Origin of the sequence: Streptomyces sp. NPDC048420 (assembly GCF_040651535.1) — a bacterium.
Lineage (GTDB): Bacteria > Actinomycetota > Actinomycetes > Streptomycetales > Streptomycetaceae > Streptomyces.
Map to the genome: position 1 here is coordinate 55,617 of NZ_JBEZKG010000011.1, position 21,562 is coordinate 77,178.

General features: G+C 71.5%; 20 protein-coding genes and 1 pseudogene. 3 read left to right on the top strand and 18 right to left on the bottom strand.

Annotated elements, in window-relative coordinates:
- Positions 1-15: 15 nt before the first annotated feature.
- The 3 genes from AB0D34_RS21365 to AB0D34_RS21375 form a co-directional block, all read right to left on the bottom strand.
- Positions 16-1,260, bottom strand: coding sequence for a 4-hydroxybenzoate 3-monooxygenase (locus tag AB0D34_RS21365; protein ID WP_362663615.1), 1,245 nt, complete (start codon positions 1,258-1,260; stop codon positions 16-18).
- 103 nt (positions 1,261-1,363) lie between these two features.
- Positions 1,364-3,253, bottom strand: a complete 1,890-nt coding sequence (locus AB0D34_RS21370) for a glycoside hydrolase family 97 catalytic domain-containing protein (protein WP_362663617.1) — start codon at positions 3,251-3,253, stop codon at positions 1,364-1,366.
- Between the two features lie 54 nt (positions 3,254-3,307).
- Positions 3,308-5,617 carry a Tat pathway signal sequence domain protein gene (locus AB0D34_RS21375; RefSeq protein ID WP_362663619.1) on the bottom strand — a complete coding sequence of 770 codons (2,310 nt, stop codon included), beginning with the start codon at positions 5,615-5,617 and terminating at the stop codon, positions 3,308-3,310.
- A gap of 201 nt (positions 5,618-5,818) precedes the next feature.
- On the opposite strand from AB0D34_RS21375, the gene AB0D34_RS21380 reads away from it, so the two are divergent.
- Positions 5,819-7,033, top strand: a complete 1,215-nt coding sequence (locus AB0D34_RS21380; RefSeq protein WP_362663621.1) for an acyl-CoA dehydrogenase family protein — start codon at positions 5,819-5,821, stop codon at positions 7,031-7,033.
- Here AB0D34_RS21380 and AB0D34_RS21385 read toward each other — a convergent pair.
- The 14 genes and pseudogenes from AB0D34_RS21385 to AB0D34_RS21450 all read right to left on the bottom strand — a co-directional run.
- Complete coding sequence (locus tag AB0D34_RS21385) at positions 7,030-8,235, bottom strand: hypothetical protein (protein WP_362663623.1); 1,206 nt, start codon at positions 8,233-8,235, stop codon at positions 7,030-7,032. The two genes, AB0D34_RS21380 and AB0D34_RS21385, sit on opposite strands and share 4 nt — an antisense overlap.
- A gap of 7 nt (positions 8,236-8,242) precedes the next feature.
- Positions 8,243-9,040 (bottom strand): IclR family transcriptional regulator, encoded by a 798-nt coding sequence (locus AB0D34_RS21390; protein ID WP_362663625.1) that lies wholly within the window; start codon positions 9,038-9,040, stop codon positions 8,243-8,245.
- On the bottom strand, positions 9,037-9,753 hold the full coding sequence (locus tag AB0D34_RS21395) for an MBL fold metallo-hydrolase (protein ID WP_362663627.1): 717 nt from the start codon (positions 9,751-9,753) through the stop codon (positions 9,037-9,039). The genes AB0D34_RS21390 and AB0D34_RS21395 overlap by 4 nt, the downstream gene beginning before the upstream one ends.
- Complete coding sequence (locus AB0D34_RS21400; RefSeq protein WP_362663629.1) at positions 9,744-10,916, bottom strand: M20/M25/M40 family metallo-hydrolase; 1,173 nt, start codon at positions 10,914-10,916, stop codon at positions 9,744-9,746. The genes AB0D34_RS21395 and AB0D34_RS21400 overlap by 10 nt, the downstream gene beginning before the upstream one ends.
- A complete protein-coding gene (locus tag AB0D34_RS21405) occupies positions 10,913-11,851 on the bottom strand; it encodes an ABC transporter permease (protein ID WP_362663630.1) in 939 nt (312 codons plus the stop codon). Before AB0D34_RS21405 ends, AB0D34_RS21400 begins: the two co-directional genes overlap by 4 nt.
- Positions 11,848-12,801, bottom strand: coding sequence for an ABC transporter permease (locus AB0D34_RS21410; RefSeq protein ID WP_362663632.1), 954 nt, complete (start codon positions 12,799-12,801; stop codon positions 11,848-11,850). The genes AB0D34_RS21405 and AB0D34_RS21410 overlap by 4 nt, the downstream gene beginning before the upstream one ends.
- On the bottom strand, positions 12,794-14,305 hold the full coding sequence (locus tag AB0D34_RS21415) for a sugar ABC transporter ATP-binding protein (protein WP_362664142.1): 1,512 nt from the start codon (positions 14,303-14,305) through the stop codon (positions 12,794-12,796). The genes AB0D34_RS21410 and AB0D34_RS21415 overlap by 8 nt, the downstream gene beginning before the upstream one ends.
- A gap of 2 nt (positions 14,306-14,307) precedes the next feature.
- Entirely contained in the window at positions 14,308-15,375 is a 1,068-nt protein-coding gene (locus AB0D34_RS21420; protein ID WP_362663634.1) for an ABC transporter substrate-binding protein, read from the bottom strand.
- 344 nt (positions 15,376-15,719) lie between these two features.
- The gene (locus AB0D34_RS21425; protein ID WP_362663636.1) at positions 15,720-15,869 is read right to left on the bottom strand and encodes a hypothetical protein; all 150 of its coding nucleotides are present in this window, start codon (positions 15,867-15,869) and stop codon (positions 15,720-15,722) included.
- A gap of 53 nt (positions 15,870-15,922) precedes the next feature.
- Positions 15,923-16,624: a haloacid dehalogenase type II gene (locus AB0D34_RS21430; RefSeq protein ID WP_362663638.1), complete on the bottom strand. Its 702-nt coding sequence runs from the start codon at positions 16,622-16,624 to the stop codon at positions 15,923-15,925.
- A 107-nt stretch (positions 16,625-16,731) separates the two neighbouring features.
- A complete protein-coding gene (gene gap / locus AB0D34_RS21435; protein WP_362663639.1) occupies positions 16,732-17,730 on the bottom strand; it encodes a type I glyceraldehyde-3-phosphate dehydrogenase in 999 nt (332 codons plus the stop codon).
- A 113-nt stretch (positions 17,731-17,843) separates the two neighbouring features.
- Positions 17,844-18,800, bottom strand: coding sequence for a helix-turn-helix domain-containing protein (locus AB0D34_RS21440; RefSeq protein ID WP_362663641.1), 957 nt, complete (start codon positions 18,798-18,800; stop codon positions 17,844-17,846).
- A 20-nt stretch (positions 18,801-18,820) separates the two neighbouring features.
- Positions 18,821-19,249 (bottom strand): OsmC family protein, encoded by a 429-nt coding sequence (locus tag AB0D34_RS21445; RefSeq protein ID WP_362663643.1) that lies wholly within the window; start codon positions 19,247-19,249, stop codon positions 18,821-18,823.
- A 152-nt stretch (positions 19,250-19,401) separates the two neighbouring features.
- Positions 19,402-19,704 (bottom strand): annotated as a pseudogene (locus tag AB0D34_RS21450) (hypothetical protein); the annotation flags it as partial.
- A gap of 75 nt (positions 19,705-19,779) precedes the next feature.
- Between AB0D34_RS21450 and AB0D34_RS21455 the strand changes: the two are divergent.
- Positions 19,780-20,436, top strand: a complete 657-nt coding sequence (locus AB0D34_RS21455) for a DUF1326 domain-containing protein (protein WP_362663645.1) — start codon at positions 19,780-19,782, stop codon at positions 20,434-20,436.
- A 15-nt stretch (positions 20,437-20,451) separates the two neighbouring features.
- Here the strand turns inward: AB0D34_RS21455 and AB0D34_RS21460 are convergent, their stop codons facing one another.
- Positions 20,452-21,288: a DUF2182 domain-containing protein gene (locus AB0D34_RS21460; RefSeq protein ID WP_362663647.1), complete on the bottom strand. Its 837-nt coding sequence runs from the start codon at positions 21,286-21,288 to the stop codon at positions 20,452-20,454.
- On the opposite strand from AB0D34_RS21460, the gene AB0D34_RS21465 reads away from it, so the two are divergent.
- The gene (locus tag AB0D34_RS21465) at positions 21,280-21,426 is read left to right on the top strand and encodes a hypothetical protein (protein WP_362663649.1); all 147 of its coding nucleotides are present in this window, start codon (positions 21,280-21,282) and stop codon (positions 21,424-21,426) included. The two genes, AB0D34_RS21460 and AB0D34_RS21465, sit on opposite strands and share 9 nt — an antisense overlap.
- Positions 21,427-21,562 lie beyond the last annotated feature (136 nt).

The following is a 21,562-nucleotide window of genomic DNA, read 5'->3' on the forward strand; positions in this document are numbered from 1 at the left end:
GGAGCTTCCGAGTGGTCAGTCGCCGCCGGGTCCGGAAAGGTTGCCGGAGACCTGATGGGCGACCGGGTCCAGGCCCGTCATCAGCTCCGCGAAGGCCCGCGCGGAAGCCTCGGAGGTGAAGAGGCGGTCGAGGCGGGCGCGGGCCAGGTGGCGCAGGAAGGGGCCGGCGTCGCCCGCGTCGTGGAGGGTCCGGGTGAGCCAGTGGGAGAACTCCTGGTCGTTCCAGACGCGGCGCAGACAGCGTGCCGAGTAGGTGCGCAGGGCGGTGTCGTCGCCGCTGCGGACGAAGTCCCGCACCGCGCGGGCGAGGAGGTCCGCGTCGTACAGGGCGAGGTTCATGCCCTTGCCGCCCATGGGCGAGACGATGTGCGCCGCGTCGCCGACCAGGAAGAGACGGCCGTACTGCATGGGATCGTGGACGAGGCTGCGGAGCCGGAAGATCTCGCGGTCGGTGATCGGGCCGGAGACGAGACCGGGGTCGCCGAGCCTGATCCGCAGGGCGTCCCAGACGCGGGCCTCGGTCCAGGCGTCCGGGTCGTCGTCGGGCGGGCACTGGAGGTAGTAGCGGCTGGCGTGCGGGCCGCGCGGGAAGTGGGCGGCGAAGCCCTGTCCGCTGACGGCCAGGAGGGGGTGGGCCGGGGGCGGCGCGTCGGCCAGGACGGTGAGCCAGCCGATGCCGTGGTCGAAGGCGTACGCGGTGAGGGCGCCGTCGGGGACGGCCGTACGGCTGACGCCGCGGTCGCCGTCGCAACCGGCCACGAAGTCGCAGGTGATCGCGCGTGGAGTGCCGTCCGCAGCGCGGTAGCGGACCGTGGGGCGCTCGCCGGTCAGGTCGTGCAGCGAGACGTCGGCGGCCTCGAAGCGCAGGTCGCCGCCGCCCGCCAGGAACGTCGCGGTGAGCTTCTGCACCAGGACCTGCTGGGGGCACAGCCGGGCCACGGAGCCCTCGGAACCGTCGCTGTCGGAGACCAGGTGGCTGCGGCCGTCCACCCGGAACTCCAGGATGCCGTCGTACGGGATGCCGCCGAGGACCCGGTCGGTCAGCCCCCAGGAGTCGAACATGCGGACCGCTCGGGTCTCGACGATGCCGGCCCGCTGGCGCTGCGCCACATGGTCGCGGGAGCGGCGCTCCAGGACGACGCAGTCGATTCCGCTGTGCTGCAGCAGGGTGGCGAGGGTCATCCCGGCCGGTCCCGCGCCGATCACCACGACGGTCGTGGACTCGGGAGAATCCGGCAACTGCCTTGCCTCTTCGGTCACTTGGGCACCTCCGGTGCCCAGCCTAGCGAGGAATTCCGGCGTCCGAGCCGTATCCGATCAACGCTCTCGCCGATCGGATACGGCCCCCGGAACGACCGTTCGATCAGCGGTAACAGGTGGTGGCACCCGGCCGCCACGGGCAGGCGAGGGCGGCGAATCCGCCGTTCGCCACGACGTCGACGCTCAGCGTGTCGCCGCCGCGCAGCACCCGCCGGTCCTGGACGAGACCGTCGCCGCCGTCCCGGATCGTCTCCACCAGCCACCGGCCCGGACCGAGGGAGAGTGGCACCGAGGCCGTCCGGGCGGCGCCCGCGTACACCCCGCCCAGGAACCAGCGGTCGCCGCTGCGGCGGGCCAGCACGGCCTCCTTGCCGGGTTCGCCGGCGAGCAGCCTGGTGTCGTCCCAGGCGGCGGGGACCTGGTCGAAGTAGGCCCGGGCGAGCGGGCGGGCCTCGTACGACTCCGGGGTGCCCGCGAACATCTGCAGCCCCGACTCGTAGGCGACCGTCAGTCCCACCTCCGCCGCGTCCGAGTTGGGGCGCAGGCCGACGCGCTGGAAGGCGCCGGGGGTGAAGTCCATGGAGCCGATGACGTTGCGGGTGAAGGGCAGGGTGGTGAGATGGGCGGCGGTGTTGGTGCGCTTCTCCTCCCCCGCGACGCCTTCGAGGGTCATGACCTGCGGCCAGGTGCGCTGCATGCCCTTGGGGATCGTGGACCCGTGGAAGTCGACCATGAGGTGGTGGGCGGCCGTCTGGGCGAGGATGGTGTCGTACCACTGGAGCATGGGCTGCGCCTCGGAGTTCATGAAGTCGATCTTGACTCCCTTGACGCCCCACCTCTCCAGGGTGGGCAGCCACTGTGCTCGTTCCTCGGGGGTGTCGAGGTCGCGCTGGTGGATCCAGACGATGATGCCGACGCCCTTGGCGCGGGCGTACCGCACGAGTTCCGGCATCCAGCTGTTGGTCTGCCAGTCCGGGTCGGTGATGTCCCACTCCCCCGGCCGGTAGTACCAGCCGGCGTCGACTGCCTCGTACGGCCAGTGCCGTTCGGCGGCGTAGTCGACGTACGCCTTCTGCGCGGCGAGGCTCTGCCCGGCCTCCTTGCCGCCGGCAAGCCAGGTCCACAGGACGGTGCCGGGCTTGATCCAGGAGGTGTCGCGGACCTGGGAGGCGGGGGCGAGGTCGTCGGTGAAGGTGGAGCGGGTGACGGTCGCGAGGTCGCCGGTGACCATGGCCCGCCAAGGGGTGGTCAGGGGGCCGTCGGACGCGACGCGGTCGTCGGCGAGCTTGACGCGGTAGGTCCCGGTGCCCTGGGTGTGGGCGAGGCGGGCGCCGGAGTACGCGCCGGTGAGGTCGGACTCGGCGAGCAGGGTGTAGCCGCCGTCGGTCGAGAACAGCGCCTGTGGGGAGTACTCCCCCGTGGGCGCGGTCGCCGCCGTGTACTGGCTGAACTGCCCCTCGTTGTCGACCCGGTAGGTCCCGAGCCAGGCGCTCGCGTCCGCCGGAAAGGTGAAGGCCGAGGTCTCGCCGAGGACGTCACCGGACCCGGCAGGCAGGACGTAACGGTAGGCGACACCGTCGGCGGAGGCACGCACGACCAGGTCGAGACGCGCACCCTGGGCCGTGGCGAACGACAGGCGGGTCTCGTTCATATGGACCCGGCGGTCCAGGCGTTTGCCGGACCTCGTGCGGTAACGCTCCTCCACCGTACGGTTCTTGCGGTGCAGGAAGCGCAGGTCCTTGGACAGGTCGGCCTGTTCGGTGACGAGGCCGACAGGTGACGGCTCGATGACCGTACGGCCGTCCCGGGACACCGCGAGGGTCAGCTCGCCGGTGGTGTCGTCGAGGGCGACCTGGGCGCGCGGGGCGTGTGCTCCCACGGACAGGGCCCAGGTCCGGTCGCGCTGTTCGGCCTGTGCGGGGGCTGTGGTGAGGAGTGCGGCGGCCAGGGAGGCACAGAGTGCGGTGGCCGCGGTTCTGATCGGAACTGCCATCGAAATCCTCCGAGTTGTGTGGCTCAAACGGCCTCTGCCGACCTCTACCGGCCTCTACGGCAGTCCCCACGCCGGTCCCGGCTCGCTGACAGCGACGGGCGCGATGCTCAGGTCGGGGCGGGAGCCGGTGTGGACGAGCACCTCTCGGCCGCGCGGGAGGTCGACGGCGAGGGTGCCGTCACCGAGGTCGTGGGTGCGGGCCGGAGTGCCGTCGTCCAGCACGGCGGTGAGGTGTCCGGTGAGGCCGTGGCGGAGCTCGAGGGGCTCGCCCGCCAGGCTTTTGATCCTGATGAACCGGGTCCTTCCGCCCTTGCGGACCGCGCTGACCAGGAAGGCGCCCTCGGTACGGAAGTTGTGCAGGGTGAGGTCCGCCCAGGCGGTCGGCACCGCCGGGAAGACGCGGATCACCCCGCCCCAGCTCTGGCAGAACATGTCGTGCAGGGACTGTGAGGCGGACAGCGGGGTCTCGATGACCGGGCCGGCCTCGGTGTAGTGGGTGTTGGGGCGGCAGGGGTAGCGGGTGGTGGGGTCGAAGAACCTGCGGAGGTAGGTGATCGCGGTGTCGCCGTCGCCGGTCATGGCGTACAGGGAGGCGGCACCGGTGTAGCTGTAGCCGCGGTGGGCGCCGGTGAGCTTGTGCCAGTGGACGACCGACCTGGTGATGAGGTCGCGGCTCTCGGGCTGGTCCCAGTTGACGAGGTGGAGCGGGTAGACCATCAGCAGGTGGGAGTAGTGACGGTGGGACTGGGCGTAGGGGGTGTCGGCGCCGATCATGAAGCCGTTGTCGTCGACCGGGTATGGCGTGAGCTTGGCCAGCACCTCCTGCCAGCGGGGCTTCAACTCGTCGTCGATGCCGAGGAGTTCGGCGGAGTCGAGGAGCGTCCGGCAGCCCCAGCGGATCAGGGCGAGGTCGTAGTTGGTGTCCTGGGGCGGTACGACGGGGTACTCGGGCGAGAGGGTGCTGGGCAGGTGGAGCTTGCCGTCGCTGCCCGGGGTGAGGAAGTGCAGGTAGTAGTTGATGGCCCGGCGCAGCACCGGGTAGACGGTGTCGCGCAGCAGGGACTTGTCCATGGAGTGGCGGTAGGACAGCCAGACGTTGTGCAGGGCCCAGGTGAGGTCGCCGGTCTCGGCACCGGTGCCCGGCCTGCCGACGCCGCGGTTGGCGAACATGTCGGAGCTGCGGCCGACGCCCGAGCTGTCGCTGCGGTAGGCGGCGGGCACGTTGGCGATGAGCTGTTTCTGGTTCTGACGCAGGGTGGTGGCGAGGGAGTCGAGCTCCGGGTGGTTGAAGCCGTGGATGAGCCAGTACTCCAGTTGGACGTTGAGGTTCCACCACACCGCGGGCCAGGGGGTGGGCTCCAGCCAGGGACCTGAGGTGGCCATGACGGGGCCGCCGGCGCGGCTGGCGGAGGCCACCTTGTAGAGCTGGATCCAGTGGAAGCTCTGCAGCCGCTGGTCGGGGAACGACACGAAGCTCTTGCGGTAGAAGTCGTGCCACCAGCGGGTGTGCCGTTGCCTGAGCGTGCTGTACGACTTCGCGCGGCGGAGGTTGCGCAGGGAGTCGGCCTCGGCGGCGGTGCCGGAGGGGTGGCTGTGGCCGACGCTGAGCAGCAGGTCGTCTCCGGTGCGGCGGTGCGCCGTGGCGGTCTGGCCGCCGCCGGTCAGGGGCTGCAGGACCTGTTCGGTGCCGTCGGCCGCGGTCCGGGTGGTCCAGGGCGGGTTGGCGGTGTAGCCGGCGGGCGGGGCCTCACTGATCTTTCGGGGACTGATGGCCTCCTCAGGGTGGAAGGTCCAGTTGGCGCGTTCGCCGTCGGCGGCTGTCACGCGGACGGCCAGGACCTCGTCGTGGATGAGGGCGGCGAGGGTGAGGGTGCCGGCGGTGGTGGTGACGGTGCCGGTGAGTTCGGCGTTCCACAGGCTCAGCCGCCAGTCGACGGCGGTGATGGTGCCGGCCGGTTCGAGAGTGAGGTGGCCGACGGGGAGGCGGCAGGTGCCCCAGCCGCTGCCGAACTCGGGACGATGGTCCTGGACCCGGCCGTGCTGGACGGTGAAGCGGATCTGGTTGGCGCCGGGTTCCTGGTAGATCATGCTGCCGAGTTGGCCGTCGCCGAGGAAGGGGCCCTCGTACCAGAGGGTGGGGAGCCTGCTCCACAACAGGTCCTGGCCGCGCAGGAATCCGGCCCAGGCACCGTCGGTGGTCATGGTGTCGCGGAGTCTCCAGGGGCGTCCGGCCGCACCGTGTGCAGACATCGGTTCTTCGGCGTGGGCCGCGCCGGGTAACGCGGCCGCCGCCGCGCCGCCCAGCGCGGTGCCGAGCACGGCTCTGCGGGGCAGCTGCGAGTTTCTCTCCGGCTGTGAGGTCATCATCGTCCTCCAGACCTGACGGATCCTCAATACATCGGGTGTCTCGGGGAACCTAAGAGGCTCCTGTGCACCTGTCAATGACTTCAACCGCCATCCGCCCCTTGACTCCTCCGATGTATCTCGGACAGGGGGCTGTGCCCTCAGGGGCTCGCCGGAGGCGTTGACACACGCCGGTATCGGCGCCACGGTGAGGGTTCTCGTGTGCGCACCGGGCCCGGAGGTCTTCCCTTGGCTGGTTCATCCGCACCACACTCGGACACCGAACTCCTCGAACGCGTACGGAAGTTACAGCCCCTCATCCGCTCGCACGCCCTGCGTGCCGAACAGGAGCGGCGGGTGACCGGCGAAGTCGTCGCGGCGCTCACCGAGGCCGGCGTCCACCGTATGAACGTGCCTCGCAGGTACGGCGGTTACCAGACCTCGCTGCGCGGGCAGGTCGATGTGCTGAGCGAGGTCTCCGCCGCCTGCGGGTCGGCCGGGTTCATGGCGTTGATCCAGGCCGGGTGTGCGTTCATCGCGGCGCTCTTCCCCGACGAGGCGCAGGACGAGATCTTCGCGAGTCCCGACGTACGGGTCAGCGGCACGCTCATCCCGAATGCCAAGGCCCGCCGGGTGGACGGGGGTTATGTGGTCGACGGGACCTCTCCGTTCGCCACCGGATGCCAGGACGCCGACTGGCATCTGCTGACCGCCGTGGCCGACTCCGGGGCCGGGCGCCCGCCGGACCTGCTGTGGACCGCGATCCCGATGACCGACCTCGACGTGCTCGACGACTGGGACGCCTCCGGTCTGGCGGGGAGCGGCAGCAACAGTGTCGTGGCCCGTGACGTCCATGTACCGGCCCACCGGGTGCTGCCGCTGGGGCCGTTGCTGGGCGGCACCTTCCCCTCCCGGCGCAACAGCGCCGACCCCTTCTACGCGATGCCCGTCCTGCTGATGTTCTGTGCCTGGACGGCGGCGGGCGCCCTCGGTCCGGCGCGGGCGGCGCTGGCGGAGTTCGGCGAGCGCATCCACCAACGGGGCATCACCTACACCTTCTACGAGCGTCAGTACGAGGCCCCGGTGACGCATCTGCAGATCGCCGAGGCCGCGATGAAGGTCTCCTGCGCCGAACTGCTCACCGCCGACTTCGTGGCGCTGATCGAGTCCCGGGCCGGCGCCGGCATGCCGTACACCCCGGAGGAACGCGCCCGGATCCGGGCACGGTGCGGGTATGTGGCGCGGCTGTGCAAGGAGGCCGCCGACCTGATCGGCTCCGCCTCCGGTGCCTCGTCGCTGCGTCGCGAGGTACCCGTCCAGCGCGCGGTGCGGGACCTCAACGCGCTGAACCTGCACTCCTTCGTCAACCCCGCCGCCAATCTGGAGCTGTACGGGAGGGTGTTGTCGGGGCTGGAGGCCGGAACTCCGTTCCTTTAGTGCTTCAGGGCAGCAGGGATCCGGTCCAGTACCGGGAACGGCAGCAGGCCGTAGTGGTAGAAGTCGACGGCGTCGGCTCCGCCGGGTCCCAGTGCCGCCGCCGTCTTCTCGGCCAGATCGTCGGCAGACGCGGTGTCCGGGAGTCCGGGGCGCAGGACCGTCCGCAGCGCACAGCCGTCCGGCAGCGCGGTGCGGTAGGCGGCGGTGTCGGCCCGGACGCGGGCGGGGTCCTGGGCGTAGGCGAGCACGGCGTAGCCGGGGACGGCCGCGCCGATCGCCGCCGCATCCACGCCGATCCGCCATGCGTCGTCGGCCGCGAGGGCACCGGTGGGCAGACCGTCGGCGTAACCCTTCGCCGCGCCGGTCAGGTCGAGGAAGACCAGCTGCGAGCCCTCGTCCGCGACGGCCTCGGCGACCGTGGCGGCGAGCGAGGTGACCGTCTCGCGGCGGGCGCGGGCGTACGCGGCGACCGGCGCGGGCAGCTCGTCGAGCACCAGGTCGCCCGATGCCGGATCGCCGCCGTCGAGGACCCTCCCCGCCGACGCGACCGCCTCGGCGCGTGCCTCGGCCGCGTCCACGCCCCGCTCCTCGGCGTGCCGGACGCAGTGCGGGCAGAAGCACAGGCCCAGCAGGAACTCCTCCAGCGGGCCCAGGGCGACGAAGCTGCGTTCGTGGTGGTAGCCGTGGCCGAAGGTGCCGTGGTGGAGGGACTCGGCCACCACCGCCTCCACGCCGAGCCGCGCCACGGAGCGGGCCAGGGCGACGGCGTACGCGCGGACGTCCGGGTGGGCGGGACACAGGTCGGCCGGGGCGGCACGGTCGCCGAAGCAGTTCTCCTGGGTGACCTCGGGGTGGGCCAGGCCCAGGGTCGTGTTGTGCAGGAAGACCGTCCAGCCGTGCAGGGCGGCGCCTCGTTCGGCGGTGGCCCGGCGCAGTGCGCGCAGGGGTTCCTGTTCGGCGCCGGGCTGTACGGGAGGGATCAGGCGTGCGCCGTCGAACAGGTCGGCCGGGGGCGTGAAGTGGACGCCGTCGCGGCGCAGGGTGACGCGGGCGGGGCCGTGCGGGGTGACGTCACGTGCGCGGTGGTAGGCGGCGGCCACGGTGAGGGTGTCGCAGCCGTATTCGCCGAGGACGCGGTCGAGGACCGGGGGCACGCCCTCGGCGCGCAGGTCCTCGACGAAGGTGTACAGGGAGCTGGGCATGGGGTTCCTATCGCAGGGGCCTGGCCGAGCCGAGGACGTGGGAGATCTCCAGGCCGGTGCGGACCACCATGGGGCCCACCTCGCGGACCCGGGCCGGGGTCATCCGGGTGGTCAGGCCGGAGACGCTGAGCGCGCCGACCACCGTGTCGGTGTGGTCGAAGACGGGCGCGGCGACGCACCGCACCTCCGGTTCGTTCTCCCGGTCGTCGATGGCGTAGCCGCGCCGGCGGATCCGGTCGAGTTCGACGCGCAGCCGTTCGGGTTCGGTGACCGTGTACTGGGTGACCGAGGGCATCCCCGCCGCGACGACGGTCTGGAAGGCGTCCTCGTCCTGCCAGGCGAGGATGGCCTTGCCGACGGCGGTGCGGTAGGCGGGCACACGGCTGCCGATGCGGGAGGCCATGCGGACGCTGGCCTCGTTCTCGACCTTGTCGATGTAGACGACGTCGGGGGGTTCGTGGACCACCAGGTGGCAGGTCTCGCCGACGGCGTGCTGGAGCAGCCGCAGCGGTTCCGCGGCGGCGGTGCGCAGGTCCAGGGAGGACAGGTACGACTGGCCCAGGCGCAGGGTGCCGTGGCCGAGCCGGAACCAGCCGGTCTCACGGTCACGGACCAGCAGGTCGGTCTCGATGAGCGGGGTGGCCAGCCGCAGCACGGTGCTCTTGTTGACGCCGAGGTCGTCCGCGATCTGGGTGAGGGACACGCCCCGGCCTCGTCCGGCGTGGTCGCGGACGTACTCCAGGACGGTGAGGGCGCGGCGCAGTGACGAGGACTGGTTGCGCCGGGCCGGTGGGGTCGTCGTCATGTCGTACTCCTCGGCAGCAGGCCACGGTTGACGGTGTCGCGGGCGGCGGCCAGATGTCGCCCGGCACGCGCCAGGGAGATCTCGTGGTGGCCGGGGAACAGGGCGTCGACGTCGAGTTCGGCCAGCCGGTTCAGGCTGGCCGCGTACTCCGGCACCCGGCAGTCGTGCAGGTTCTGGAGCGAGACACGTCCCTGGGTGAAGACGCAGTCGCCGGAGAACAGGGCCCGGTGGTCGGGAGTGGTGAGGTGGTAGCAGGTGTGCCCGTCGGCGTGGCCGGGCGTGGCGACGGCCCGGAGGACGACCCCGCCGCCCAGGTCGAGCTCCGTGCCGTCGGCGACGGGTTCGACGCGGGGGCAGGGCCGGAAGGTGTAGTCGGGCGGGTAGACCCCGGCGGCCCTGCCCTTGTCCACGCTCAGGCCCCGTTCGTCGCCGTCGGCGATCCAGCGCACGGCCTCCGGCCCGGCCAGTACCCGGAGCTCGGGGTGGCGTTCGGCCAGGTCGGCGGCCCCGCCCGCGTGGTCGGCGTGGCCGTGGGTGAGCAGGAGGAAGTCCGGCCGGGCATCGACGACGGGCCGGGAACGGCCGGCGCCGGCGTCGATCAGGGCGCTGCGACGGCTGCCCCGGACCAGATAGACGTGGCAGTCCAGCGGATCGGTGAGGTCGAAGCCGGCCGCTCCGCTGGCGACGAGGGTGACGTGCTCGGTCAGTCGCACGGCCGCTCCTCGTGGGGAGTTCGTTCCGCTACGACCCCGCCGACCCGCTCTTCCAGGCCGCGCACCGCCGCGACCACGACCCGCGCAGCCAGCTCCACCTCCGCAAGCTCCACCGACTCGTCGGCCGAGTGGGCGTCCCGCAGTGCCCCCGGGCCGAAGACCACCGACGGGATGCCGCCCCGGGCCAGCTTGCTGGCGTCCGTGCCGAAGGGCATGCCCTGCGCGGCGGACGCCCGCCCGTGCGCGGCGAGGGCACGGCACAGCGCGCTCACCACGGGCGTGTCGGGTGGGGTGTCCAGAGCCGGGTCGACCGTGAACGGTGGATCCAACTCGGCGCCCAGCACGGCCAGTTCGGCCCGGTCCCGGTGCCAGACGTGCTCCGGGTCCTCCCCTGGCAGCGTGCGCCGGTCGACGTCCGCCTCGCAGCTCCCCGGGACGGTGTTGGGCCCGGTGCCGCCCCGGATGCGGGTGACCACGCGGGTGGCTGCGCCCAGCAGCGGGTGCGGCTTGACGTCGGGGGGTGTGACGGCGAGATGGGCGAGGACGGGAGCCATGAGGGAGACGGCGTTGACCGCCTCGTCGGGGCGCGAGCTGTGCCCGGCCCGGCCGGTGGTGCGCACGGTGTAGCGGACGACGCCCTTGTGGGCGACGGCCGGGGCCAGACCGGTGGGTTCGCCGACGAGTGCGCCGACGAGCGGACGCTCCCGCAGCAGTTCGAGGAGGTGCAGCACGCCCCGGTAGCCGTGCTCCTCGTCGCACACCCCGGCCAGGACGACCGTGTGCGCAGGCGGTTCGCCCCGGGCGAGTTCGGCGGCGGCGACCATGAACGCGGCCAGCGGTCCCTTCGCGTCGCAGGCCCCGCGCCCGTACAGACGACCGCCGCGCACCTCACCGTCGTACGGCGGCACGGTCATCCCGTCCGTCTCGACGGTGTCGAGATGCGACTCCAGCAGGACGGCCCCGGCGCTCCGTCCCGGTACGACGGCCACGACGTTCGACCGTCCCGGCAGCACCTCGTGCAGCTCGGCCCGTACGTCGTGCCGGGCGAGCCAGTCCCGTACGTACGCGGCTACGGCCGTCTCGCCTCCGTCGCCCGGGCCGCCGCGCGGGTTCACGCTGGGCAGCCGTACGAGATCGCGCAGCAGTGAGGTCACCTCGGTCATGTCCGGCGCTCCCTCGCGTAGACCAGCAGGAGGCCGATGATCAGCAGCCCCAGCACGACCTGGCGTACGCCCTCGGAGAGGTTCCAGGAGGTCAGCAGTGCGGTGAGCAGGGTCAGCAGCAGAGCGCCGCCGACCGTGCCGAGGAGGTGGCCGCGCCCGCCGAGGATGGAGGTGCCGCCGAGCACGACGGAGGCGATGGACAGCAACTGGTAGGGGTTGCCCATGGTCAGCGAGCTGGTGCCGGTGAAGCCCAGGAGGACCAGTCCGGCCACTCCGGCGAGCAGGGCGCAGCCCACGTACGCGGTGAACGCCGTGGCGCCGAGCGGTACTCCGGAGGCACGGGCCGCGCTCTCGCCGGAACCGAGGGCGAACGCGTACCGGCCGGTGCGGGAGGCGTGCAGCAGCCAGCCGGCGATCGCCGTGATGCCGAGCCACAGCACGAACGCCCAAGGCACCCCCAGCAGACGGCCGTTGGCGAGGGAGTCCAGCAGCGGCAGCTCGGCCGAGCTGGGCGATCCGTCGGTGTACACGAGCAGGGCGCCGGACAGGATCGTGCCGGTGGCGAGGGTCATCACCATGGGCGGCACCCGCAGCCACACCACGCCGGCCGCGTTCACCGCGCCGACCAGGGCGCTCAGCGAGAGGGCGACGGTGATGCCGGTGGTGCTCCCGCCGGTCGTGGAGGCGACCTTGGCGCACACCACCGCCGACAGGGCGACGACGCCGGAGACCGACAGGTCGATGCCGCTCATGACGACGACCAGGGTCTGGCCGACGGCGACGATGCCCAGGAAGGACGCCGTCTGGACCAGGTAGCGGACGTTGGAGACGCTGTCGAAGCCGTCGGCGAACAGGACCGCTGCGATCCAGGTGACGGCGAGCACGCCGAACGCCCAGGCGGGTCGGCTGCCGCGGATCACGGCCACCGTGCTCATACGGCCGCCTCCTTGGTGACGTATGTCTTCAGGGCCAGCGCGACCACGAGGATCACGCCCTGTGCGACGAGTTGGTAGAAGGGTGAGATGCCGGTGAACAGCAGCAGGTTGGTGAGCACGCCGATCACCAGCGCGCCCAGGACCGTGCCGCGCATCCGGCCCACTCCCCCGAAGAAGCTGATGCCGCCGAGCACACAGGCGGCGATGGAGTTGAGCGTGTAGGGGGCGCCGATCGTCGGGTCGGCCGAGCCGGTCTGCACGGCGAGGCCGATCCCGGCCAGGCCGGCGAAGGCGCCTGCCAGCGCGTAGCCACCGATCTTCACTCCGCGGGTGTGCAACCCGCTGGCGTAGGCGCCGTGTTCGTTGCCGCCGACGGCGTACAGGGCGAGTCCGTGGCGGGTGGTGCGCAGCAGTTTCCAGACGGCCAGGGCGGCGGCGAGGGCCACGACCGGCAGGGCGACGCCGTTCCATCCGTTGTTGTACGCGGTCACCAGGCCGCCCGGGACATGGCCGCCCGGCTGGGGCAGGACGACCAGGGTGACACCGCTCCACAGGAAGGACGCGGCGAGGGTGACCACGATGGGCGGCAGCCCCGCGTACGCCACCAGCGTGCCGTTGACCGCGCCGGCCCCGACGGCCGCGCCCAGGGCCAGCACCGCCGCGACCAGGACGCCGCCCGTGCCCTGGGCGTCGTAGGTGGCGAACACGGCCATGGCGAGGCCGAGCACCGCGCCGAGCGACAGGTCGATGCCGCCGAGGAGCATCACCGAGGTCTGACCGGCGGCGGCCAGGATCAGCGGCAGGAACTGGGCCGACAGGATGGTGACGGAGGCGGGGGTGAGGAGCCCCGAGTCGTAGTGCTGGTAGGCGACGAGCAGCACGAGAAGGAGGGCGAGCAGCCAGAGGATCTCGGTGTTGCCCCGGGCTAGGGAGGTCATCCGGTCACGCATGGGCCACGCTCCCCGTACCCATGACCGACGCCCGCACCAGGCGTTCCTCGGTCAGGTCGGGGCCGTCCAGGCGTTCGACGACCTTCCCCTCGTACAGCACCGCGACCTCGTCGCAGAGGCCGACCAGTTCCATGGTGTCTCCCGAGGTGACCAGCACCGCCATGCCCTCGTCGGCGAGGCGGCGCAGCAGGTGGTAGATCTCGCGTTTGGTGCCGATGTCGATACCGCGGGTCGGCTCGGCCAGCAGCAGGACGCGCGGTGCGGTGGGCAGCCACTTGGCGAGCGCGACTTTCTGCTGGTTGCCGCCGGACAGCCGACGCGCCTCCTGCGCCGGGGAGGCGGTCTTGATGCGCAGCCGCTCGATCAGCTCGGCGACGAGCCGGGACTCCGCCGGGCGGGAGACGGTGGTGAGACGGCGGGCCGGGGCGAGGGCGCGCAGGCTGGGCAGGGCGAGGTTGTCGCGGACACTGCGTGTGGTGTGGACGCCTTCGGACTTGCGGTCCTCGGACACATAGGCGACGCGCTGCCGGATCGCCTCGCGCGGTGAGGTGATCCGTACGGGCCGGCCGTCCAGGGTGACCTGTCCGGAGTGCCGGGCGAGACCGAACAGGGCGCGCAGGACCTCGCGTTGGCCCTGTCCCTGGAGTCCGCCGAGCCCGAGGATCCGGCCCCGTACGAGGTCCAGGTCGACGGAGTCGCATGCTCCGGGAACGGTCAACTCCCGTGCCCGGAGCAGAGGTTCACCGAGCCCGGTGGCTTTCGGCGGGAACAGGTCCGAGAGCTCCCGGCCGATCATCAGGCGTACGACGTCGTCGTGGTCGGTCCCGGTTCGTTCCCGGGTCGCCGTCACCGCGCCGTCCTTGAGGACCGTCAACCGGTCGCTGATGGCGAAGAGTTCGGCCATGCGGTGGCTGACGAAGATCACCGAGCCGCCGTTCTCCCGCAGTGCGCGCACGACCCGGAAGACGGCGGCGACCTGGTCCTCGTCGAGGGCGGAGGTGACCTCGTCGAGGATCAGCAGACGCGGCTCGCCCGCCAACGCCTTGGCGAGTTCGACGAGTTGCAGGGTGCCGAGCGGGAGCCGTCCGGCGCGGGTGTGCGGGTCGACGTCCAGGCCGACCCGCTCCAGCAGCGGCCGAGCCCGTTCCGCGAGGTCACGGGCCCGGACCAGGCCCCGTCGGGTGGGCCAGGCGCCGAGGAAGACGTTCTCCGCGACGCTCTGGTGCGGGTTGAGGCTGAGTTCCTGGTGGACGGAGCCGATCCCGGCGGCCCGGGCGCGGTGGGGTGACCACGCCCGGGGCACGGGGGTGCCGTCGTAGCGGACGAGCCCGGAGTCCGGCGCGAGCAGGCCGGTGACGAGGGAGAGCACGGTGGACTTGCCGGCCCCGTTCTCACCGACGAGCGCGAGCACCTCACCGTGTTCGACGGTGAAACTCACCTCGCGCAGCACCTGGTTGCCCGCGAAGGACTTCGAGACGGCTTCCACGCTCAGCAGCGGCGCCATGGTCACTTTCCGATGAGCTTGTCGATCTGCGACTGCGAGATGTCGTTGATCGGGTACGAGTCGTCGGGCTGGTCGGTCTTGACGTACTCGGAGAGGTTGTCGTCGGTGATCTCGGGGAGCGGGACGGTGATGTCCTGCGGGACGGCGACCCCCTCCTTCTTGGCGACGGCAGCTTCCAGGGCGATGACGGCGAGGTAGTTGGGCTGGGCGGTGGCGTAGGAGGAGAAACCGTTCTTCCTCTGGGCCTGCCACTGCTTCAGGAAGCCGTTGTAGTTCTCACCGGTGATGGGGACGAGCTTCTTGTCCTGCTTGACCAGGGTCTGGAGGGCGGCGGCGGAGAGTGCGCCGCCCTGGGAGAAGACACCCTGGATGCCGGGGTGTGCGGAGTAGGCGGAGGCGAAGGCCTGGGCGGCGGGGGCGAGGTTGTACTCGCTGTGCACATTGCTGACGATCTTGATGTCCGGGTACTTCTTGAAGACGGCCGCGGCCCCCGACCAGCGGTCCTCGCTGACGGCGACCCCCGCGGGGCCGTTCATGGCGATGATGTCGCCCTTGCCGCCGAGCTTCTTGGCCAGCCAGGTGGCCATCATCGAGCCCCATGCCTTCTGGTCCGTGCCGACGCGGACGACCTTCGTGCTGGTGGGCAGAGAGTCGAAGGCGACGACCGTGATCCCGGCCGACACGGCCTGTTCCAGGGCGGGGTTGAGGGCGGTGGAGGACCCCGCGTCGACGAGGATCACGTCGTACTTCTGCTGGATCATGGCGCGGATCTGCGCGATCTGCTGCGAGGTGTCGCCGTTGGCGTTGAAGGTCTTGAACTCGGAGACCTTGCCCGCCGACTTCAGCTTGCTCACGTCGCTGTCGAGCATCCTCAGCGTCTGCTGCATCCACGACGGGGTCAGATAGATCGTCGACCAGCCGACCTTGAGGTCCTTGGCCGTGGCGGCGGAGGCGCTGCCGGTGCTGCCGGCGGCCGCGGCGCCGGACTGGACGTCACAGGCCGAAAGGGCGGTCAGGGCGCACAGGGCGGCCGCCACGGCCACCCCGCCTCTCGCGGAACGTGCGTTCATCAAAGCTCCTCGGTTCCCTCGGAAGGAGCCGGGCCGTGGGGCGGCCCGGGGGGACGGTGAGTGGGGGAAAAGGGATGGCGCCCTTCAGGCAGGCCGGAACAGCAGCGTTCCGCCTGGTGAGGGCGCTTCACCCGGTGAGGACCGGTCTGTTGAGAGGGGAACCTATGACCAGGCATGGCCGTGCACCACATCTGCAACACAGAATTTCGCAATGCACAACATGGCCGTTCACGGGGGTCGGTGACGGCGGCTGAGCGAAGGGTGCGTCGACGGACCGACGGACGCCGACACGGCGGTGTGAGGTGCGGGGCACCGGGGGTGCTCAGCTGCTGCGAGGCGGTACCTCAGCGACGCCGACCCACCGTCAGCACAGTGACCAGTTCGCCCAGGCCGTCGTACCGGCCGTCGAAGTCGTCGCCGCTCGTCGGCGGGTCGCCCACCCGTCGCCGGACGTAGAGGGAAGGGTGCGTCGACGGACCGACGGACGCCGACACGGCGGTGTGAGGTGCGGGGCACCGGGGGTGCTCACCTGCTGCGAGGCGGTACCTCAGCGACGCCGACCCACCGTCAACGCAGTGACCAGTTCGCCCAGGCCGTCGTACCGGCCGTCGAAGTCGTCGGCGCTCGTCGGCGGATCGCCCACCGGTCGCCGGACGTAGGCGGTGCGCATACCCACCGCGTGGGCTCCGCGCAGGTCCCAGGCGTGGGCGGCCACCATGAGGACGCGGTCCGGTGCGCATCCGGCGGTGTCGACGGCGAGTCGGTAGACCTCGGGAGCCGGTTTGTAGGCCCTGACGGTTTCAGCAGAGAGGGCCTCGTGCCAGCGGAGTCCGGCGTGGGCGCCGAGGTGCGTCAAGGTGGTGTGGGCCGCGTTGGAGAGGCCGAACACGGGGAACCGCTGGGCGAGTTGCTCGAGAGCAGCGACGGAATCGTCCCAGGGCGGCAGGCGTCGGCCCGCTGTGGCCAGCCTGGCCACGGTCGCCGGATCGGAGAGTCCGGCGCGGTCGGCCACCCGCCGGGCGGCTTCCGCGTCGATGGTCTCGGTGTCGGCGTATGGGCGGAGTTTCCACGCGATGCGCTGCTGTTCCTGCTCGCGGTGCCGCTCCCACAGGGCGAGCAGCTCGTCGACGGCGGGGTCGTCGGACGCGGGGAGCGCGTCACGGATCTCCGCCCGCAGCCCACCGGGTTCGTCGACGAGGGTGCCGAGGACGTCGAAGACGACGGCCTCGATGTCGCGGATCACTGCCATACGGGCTCCCGGTACACAGACGAACGTCACCAGCTCGGCCGGTGACGATCCTGTCAGCCAGGACCGCCACCGGTCAAGGAGGTGACGTTGAGCCGTATCTGCCGGAATCAGCCCTGGGCGAGGAGCTGCAGCGTGTCGATCACTCGGTTGGAGAAGCCCCACTCGTTGTCGTACCAGGCGACGACCTTCACATGCCGGCCGTCGACGCGGGTGAGGGCGGAGTCGAAGATCGACGAGGCGGGGTTGCCGACGATGTCGGAGGAGACGAGCGGGTCCTCCGAGTACTCCAGGACTCCGGCGAGGGGGCCCTCGGCCGCGTCGCGGTAGGCCGCCAGCACGTCCTCGCGCGTCACGTCACGGGCGACCGTCGTGTTGAGCTCGACGATCGAGCCGACCGGCACCGGTACCCGGATCGAGTCACCGGACAGCTTGCCGTCCAGGCCGGGCAGCACCAGTCCGATCGCCTTGGCGGCGCCGGTCGTGGTGGGCACGATGTTGACGCCCGCGGCACGGGCGCGACGCGCGTCCCGGTGCGGGCCGTCCTGGAGGTTCTGCTCCTGGGTGTAGGCGTGCACCGTCGTCATGAAGCCGTGCTCGATCCCGGCGAGGTCGTCGAGCACCTTGGCGAGCGGGGCGAGCGCGTTGGTGGTGCAGGAGGCGTTGGAGACGATCGTGTGCACGTCCGCGTCGTAGGCCTCGGTGTTGACGCCGTAGGCGAGGGTGACGTCGGCGCCGTCCGAGGGCGCGCTCACGAGCACCTTCTTCGCGCCCGCGTCGAGGTGGGCGCGAGCGGCCTTGGCCGAGGTGAACCGCCCGGTCGCTTCGAGCACGATGTCGACGCCGAGGTCGGCCCACGGCAGCTGGGCCGGCTCCCGCTCGGCGAGCACGGTGATACGACGGCCGTCGACGACAAGCGCGTTGCCGTCGACGGTCACCGGACGGCCGAGTCGGCCGGCCGTGCTGTCGTAGGCGAGCAGCCTCGCAAGGGTGGCGGGCTCGGTGAGGTCGTTGACGGCGACGATCTCCAGGGCGCTGTCGCGCTCGAGGAGCGCGCGCAGCACGTTGCGTCCGATGCGGCCGAATCCGTTGATGGCGATGCGAGTCATGAATGGGGTCCCTTCCCTGTCTCCACCAGGCTCGCGCGCCGCGTGTGCCGCTGACAGTGGCGCGATCGCCACGGTTCAAAAGGATCGCGCCAACGCGCCAGGGACCGTGGGCGCTATTCGCCTCGGGTGAAGGTGCGCCGGTACTCGCTCGGCGTCGTGCCCAGGATCCGCTGGAAGTGTGTCCGCAGATTCGCGCCGGTGCCGAGGCCGACGTCGGTCGCGATCTGCTCGACACTGCGCTCCGATCGCTCCAGCAGCTCGCGCGCCATGTCGATACGGGCGCGCATCACCCACTGCATCGGCGTGTATCCGGTCTCCTCGACGAACCGTCGCGAGAACGTGCGCGGCGAGACCGCGGCCTGCCGGGCGAGCAGGTCGAGGGTGAGGGGTTCGTCGAGTCGGTGCAGGGCCCATTCCCGGGTGGCGGCGAAGCGCTCGCCGAGCGGCTCGGGCACGCTGCGCGGCACGTACTGCGCCTGACCGCCACTGCGGTAGGGGGCCGCGACCAGGCGCCGGGCCGCGTGGTTGGACGCGGCCACGCCGAGGTCGCCGCGCAGGATGTGCAGGCACAGGTCGATGCCGGAGGCGGCGCCGGCCGACGTCAGGACGCTGCCCTCGTCGACGAAGAGCACGTTCTCGTCGACCCGGACGAGGGGGTGCTTCGCGGCGAGGGCTCTCGTGTAGTGCCAGTGGGTGGTGGCGCGTCGGCCGTCGAGCAGGCCGGTCGCGGCGAGAGCGAAGGCGCCCGTGGAGATGGCGGCGAGCCGCGCGCCCCTGCCATGAGCGGCGATCAACGCCTCCACTACGGCGGACGGCGGGTCCTCGCGGTCCGGGAACCGGTAGCCGGGGATGAAGACGACGTCCGCCCACGCGAGCGCGTCCAGGCCGTGGGCGACGTGGTACGACAGCCCGTCGCCACCGCTGACGAGTCCGGGGGCCGCGCCGCACAGCCGTACCTCGTACGGCATGCTCGCGCGCGTGGTGAACACCTGCGCGGGGATGCCGACATCGAGGGGTTTCGCACCTTCGAGGACGAGTACCGCGACGCGACGCAGGCGGGAGGCTGACACGGGGACAGGCTACGCAGCGGTCAGACGTCCTCGACCGTCGTCGTGACGGGCGTACCGATCTCCACGGTGCGGCTCACCGTGCAGAGGCGGTCGTGGGAGGTCTTCACCGCCCGGGGCAGGATCGTCCGCGCCCGGTCCGCGCCCTCACCGTCCGGGAAAGTGACGCTGAAGGTGACCGCGAGGTCGGTCAGCCGGTTGCCGAGCTCGTCGTTGATCTTGTCGCCGGTCACCTGGACGGAGAAGGACGAGGGCTCGGCGTGCCGGCTGGTGGCGATGTCGACGTCCACCGCCGAGCAGCCGCCGAGCGCGGCGAGGAGCAGTTCCACCGGCGTGAACTCGCTGTCGCCGCCGGTGGCGAAGGTGATCGTGCCGCCGCGGGTGTTGGTGGCGACGAAGTGGCCGGTGCTGGTGCGCTCGACGGTGACGGAACGCAGGGACTCATCACTCATGTCCACGACATTAGTGCCGGGTGCCGAGCGGTGCCCGCAGGCCCAGCACCTTGCCCGGGTGGAGCAGGCCGCGCGGGTCGAGGGCGTCCTTGGCCGCGCGGTTTGAGGGCCATCACCTCGGGGCCGACCTCCGTGCGCAGCCCGTCCCGCTTGAGCAGGCCCACTCCGTGCTCCCCGGTCACGGTGCCGCCGAGGGCCAGGGCCTCGGCGGTCTGTGGAGCGAGGCCGGGGCGCCGGACGAGGAGGTTGCACAGGCCGATGACGACGGAAGTACGGGGGTACGCCGCCCGCGACGAGCAGCCCGACAAGGCCGGTCTCGCGCCGGTCGTCCTCCACACCGTGTTGCACAGTGGCCGCCGCACCGGTGGCCCGGTGGCCACCGGGCGGGAGATGTCGATGCCGGGTTCCCCTGCCGGGGCGAGAGGCGCAAGCTGGAATGGAGGCCGCCTCGCCATCCCGGGTGCGGGCCCGGGACACGCGGTCTCGCCACTCCGAGTGAGCCCCTTCGGGCTCGGCAGGAGGGAAGCGAGATGACGGAGCAGGTCACCACCGGTACGCGCTGGCGCCTGGCCGGCGATTGGTTCGATGTGTGCAAGTGCGCCATTCCCTGCCCCTGCACGTTCGCGCAGCCACCGACCTACGGCGACTGCGAAGGCGTGCTGGTCTGGCACATCCGGGAAGGCAGCTTCGGCGACGTGCGGCTCGACGATCTCAACGTGCTGATGCTCGGCTCCTTCGTCGGCAACGTCTGGGCCGGCACGCACACCGAGGCATACGCCGCGGTCTACCTCGACGAGCGCGCCGACGAGCAGCAGCGGGGTGCACTCGGTGCCATCTTCGGCGGTGAGGCGGGCGGATGGCCGGCGCGGTTCGGGGAGATGTTCCACCCCGAGATGCGCGGCATGGACTTCGCCCCCGTCCACGTGGAGATCGACGAGGACCTCGCCACCTGGAGAGCCGAGGTACCCGGCAAGGTCACGGCCACCGCAGAGGCGCTCACCGGCCCGACGACACCGGACGGAGCACGCGTCCAGGTCCACAACGCCCCGGGCGCCGAGGTCGGGCCCGGCCAGGTCGCCACCTGGGGACGCGCCACCGCCGACCGCGCCGACGCCTTCGGCTTCTCCTGGGAACGCTCGGGGAAGTCGAGCAAACACTTCCCGTTCGACTGGAGTGGTCCTGACTGAGTGGTCGGTCCTGAGTCACATGCCGTCCATCGACGGCATCGACCCCTGCAGCCCCGGCAGCAGCCAGTCCTGGAACGGCGCGAGCACGGCCAGCACGAGAAACGCGACGCCCACGAGTCGGCCGAGCAACGGGCCACGGGACCACAGCTTCTCCACGAAGATCACCACGGCCAGTCCGGCCATCGCCGCCACGTTCATCACGCCCAGCGGGATCAGGACGACCATCAGCCCCGAGCAGCAGCCGACGCAGTACGCGCCGTGATGGACACCCACCCGAAGGTCGCGGGCCGGCTGCCGGAACCCGGCGTAGCGCACCAGGTGGCTCATGGGGTCACGGCAGTGCCGCAGACAGACGTACTTGAGGGGGCCGAGCTGGTACAGGCCGGCGAGCAGGAACGCCACAGCGCCGATCCAGCGTCCGGCGGTCGGATGGTCGTCCACCAGGTTGCCGGTGACGGCCAGGGCCGCGTAGGCGAACAGTCCGAAGGCGGTCCACACCAGCAGATACCCGCCCACGAACTCGACCGTGCGCCAGGTCCGCGTCCAACCGGAGGACTGCCGGCCGATCCCGCGCACCCAGGTGATGGCCACCGGCGCCATGGACGGGAGCATCATGGCCGCCATCATCGTCACCCACAGCAGCAGGAACAGCGGCAGCGCCATCCCCATCGTGCCGGGCTCGACCCCCATGTTCCGGGCCTGCCCGATCGTCAGCGCCCAGGCGGGCGCCGCGATCAGGACGACGAGGAGCCAGGCGGCCGCGAGATCCCGCGTCGGCAGCAGGCCTCCGCCCGGTCCGGTCGGCGTGGGCGTCCTGGCGGAAGCGAAGGCGGAAGTCCGGCTGTGACGCATCGGCGAGTCCTCCTGCGGATGCTTCCAGGACAGCACGCATTCCACTGCGGCGCGACCTTCCGCTGGGCGTACGTCGACACCGACCACACCACCCGCGCCGAACCCGCCGACGGCGCACAGCGGGCGGCTTCTCGGTAGCGGCTGCCACCCCCGAGGTGTAGCGTCGTGATCAGCAGTCGTGGTTCCGAAGTCCCGTTCGCCCGTGATCGCCATCACGGGCGTTCTTGCGTTTCGAGCGCCTCTCCGGACCAGGGCGATCACCTCCCGGGCACGC